The 3,001-nt window shown below is 63.8% G+C and carries 1 protein-coding gene and 2 pseudogenes; all 3 read right to left on the minus strand.

The features are described 5' to 3' along the window. Positions 1-955, minus strand: a 955-nt coding sequence (locus BST11_RS26645; protein WP_142276609.1) for an LLM class flavin-dependent oxidoreductase, incomplete at its 3' end; no start/stop codon positions are given. 216 nt (positions 956-1,171) lie between these two features. Beyond that, positions 1,172-2,729 (minus strand): annotated as a pseudogene (locus tag BST11_RS26650) (GMC family oxidoreductase). An 88-nt stretch (positions 2,730-2,817) separates the two neighbouring features. Beyond that, a pseudogene (locus tag BST11_RS27785) lies at positions 2,818-3,001 on the minus strand (LLM class flavin-dependent oxidoreductase); the annotation flags it as partial.

Raw genomic sequence — 3,001 nt, forward strand, 5'->3', positions numbered from 1 at the left:
GGCCGTGGCGCAGGCTGGGCTGCACGCCGCTGACGTTGAAGATCACCGCATACTGCAGGCCGTGATCACGCCAGTCGGCGACCTGCTCGATGACGTCATCGGATGTGCCGGTGAGGAGACACTCGCGGAGCGGTGTCGGATGACTCGCGCCGCTGCGGACCCCTAGCTGTGCGGGTAGGTCGAGCTGGCGGCTGCCACCGGTCATGACGAAAAAAAGGGCCGCGGCGGTGATGGACATGGGGTCGCGGCCGGCGTCGGAGGCCGCAGCCCGGACTTTTTGCAGGCCGGCGGCGTAGTCCGCGGGCCGCATCGCCATGGCGGCGGGAAACCACGCGTCGGCGTAGCGGCCGGTGGCCCGCAACATGCGCGGCCCGTGGGAGGCGATCCAAATCTCCGGCCACCCGCCGCGGTAGGGCGGGAGGTCGAACACGGCATTGCGCAGCGGGAAGAATTGCGAATCGCGGTTGACCAGTTCGCCGCCGGAGTCCCACAGCGCGCGAATGGTGGCCAGGGCCTCTTCGAATCGCGCCACCGGCATTGACCACTCCACTCCGTAGGGCTCGTTGTATGCGCGCGCACCCGTTCCGATTCCGAGGATGGCGCGCCCCCGGGTGAGCAGGTGCAGCGTGGCGGCCGCCCGGGCGGTGACAGCGGGATTGCGACGGGCCACGTCGGATACCCCGATCCCAACCCGATGCCTTCCCAGCGCATTTCGGGTGGCCAGATACCCCAATGCCGTCCACGCTTGGTAATACGCGTCGATTTCAGGCGTCAGCCGTGCGGTCCCGGCATACGGCGCAATCGCCACCGATTGCGGAAACAGTGAGCTGAGATGGTCAGGCAGCCAAAACGAGTCCACCCATTTTCCAATTGCTGTGAGATAGCTTGCGCACACCAACGCAGTCGGTGAGTAGCGGGTGTGCAGCGGTTGCTCGATCAGACCGACCCTAAACACGACTAAGCGCTCGTGTTTGGATGCCGATGGTGGCCGCGGGGACGATCAAGAACGACACCATCATGCCGAACCCTCGGTCGGTGCACTCGGGCGGACAATAGCTCACCGATCGTTGCCCCGGAAGCACCGCGGTCACACCAAGTTCAGACATCACCATCTCCTTGGCAGGGCTCAGCGGCCCAGTGTGCATAGAGAGCGAGCTACCGGCCGAGGCGGTCATAACCCGTAATCCGCTTTGAGAAGGTCGCCGGCGCGCTCACCGATGACTACGCAGGGGGCCATCGTGTTTCCGCTGGTGATCCGCGGCATGATCGAGGCATCGGCGATGCGAAGTCCCTCGATCCCATAGACTTTGAGGCTTCCGTCGACGACTGACAGGTCGTCACGCCCCATTTTCGCGGTGCCGCAGGGGTGGAAGTAGCTTTCTGCCGCGTTACGGACGAAGCGAACGAGGCCACGACGTGAGAGATCACCCGGCATCACTTCGCGCTCTGTGAAGCGTCGCAGAGATGGGGAATTTCCGATTTGGCGGCATAAGTCAACGCAGGTAAGCGCAACCTCGACGTCGTCGGGGTCCGCCAGCATGTTTCCCTCGACCGCCACGGGGTCGCCCGGATTGCGGCCGGTAAGCCAGATCCTGCCGCGACTCTTGGGCCGCAGCACCCCGGCGCACATCGTCCAGCCTTGCTCGGGTACGTCGTACGCCTGAGCATTTTCCTTGCTGCACAACGGAAACTCGCCAACGCAGATTTGCAGGTCAGGTGCTTCCAGGCCCGGTTCGCTCTTCCAGAATACCGTGACCTCTGCGCCGTTGTTGCGAGGCTCGAGCGGATCGCGCCACGCCCAAACGCAGTCGATGCGCGGATGATTTTGATAGTTTCGCCCCACCCCGGCCAGATTTGCCACAACGGGAATCCCCAAGCGCCGCAATTCGCCAGCATCACCGATGCCCGACTGCATGAGTACCTTAGGGGTGTTCACCGCGCCTAGCGAGACGACCACCTCGTGCGCCGCGGCAACGCTGTGGGTCTTTCCGCCATGCGAGAACTCCACCTCCACGATCCGGTTCTTATCGAAGACAAGCCGAGTCACCGTCGCGCCGGTGAGAACCGTGAGGTTCGACCGGAACTGGTGCGGGTGGACGTAGGAACGAAACACCGATTGCCGGGATCCATGCCGCATGGTTAGGTCGAGGATCGATACGCCGCCATCACCATCCATCATCTGCCCGTTATTGCTTTCGTAGCTGGGAATCCCGATCGAGCGCGCGGCCTCAGCGATGGCCAGGGCGAGCGGGTTGGGATCGGGTGGAGGTGCCACGAACATCGGGCCGCCGACACCGCGGTATTTTGGGTCGCACGGCCCGTGCCAGTCTTCGACCCGGCGGTAGATGTCGAGAACCGATTGATAACCCCAGGATTCGTCACCGGCCTCGGCCGCAAAGTAGTTCCAGTCGCTCCGATGTCCCCGCGCCCACACCATCACATTGACGCTCGATCCCCCACCGAGCACCTTTCCCATGGAAAGTGAAATCGATCTGCCATTGAGATGAGCTGACGGCTGGGAGAGGAAATTCCAGTCACGCTCGCTGCCCAAGTTGAGCGTCCATTGGGAGGGGTCTTGGACGGAAGGCACATCGTCAGTGCCGCCCGCCTCCAGCAACAGAACGCCGACATCGGGGGTTTTCGGCCAGCCGGCCGGCGACGACCGACCCCGATGAACCGGATCCGCAAACCACGAAGTCGTACCGTGGTGCGACCGCGTGATAAGTCATGTACGTTCTCCTGCCCTGTTCTAGTGGAGCCGGTGTGCGGCCCGTGGCTGTTCGGCTTGTAGCGGGTGAACCCGATTGGCGGCCTGGTTCATAGCTTGCGTAGTCCGCGAAGGATTCTGGTCAGGGGGAGGGTCGCGGCCAGGCCGTGGCGCAGGCTGGGCTGCACGCCGCTGACGTTGAAGATCACCGCATACTGCAGGCCGTGATCACGCCAGTCGGCGACCTGCTCGATGACGTCATCGGATGTGCCGGTGAGGAGACACTCGCGGAGC

This window comes from Mycobacterium alsense (genome assembly GCF_002086635.1).
Lineage (GTDB): Bacteria > Actinomycetota > Actinomycetes > Mycobacteriales > Mycobacteriaceae > Mycobacterium > Mycobacterium alsense.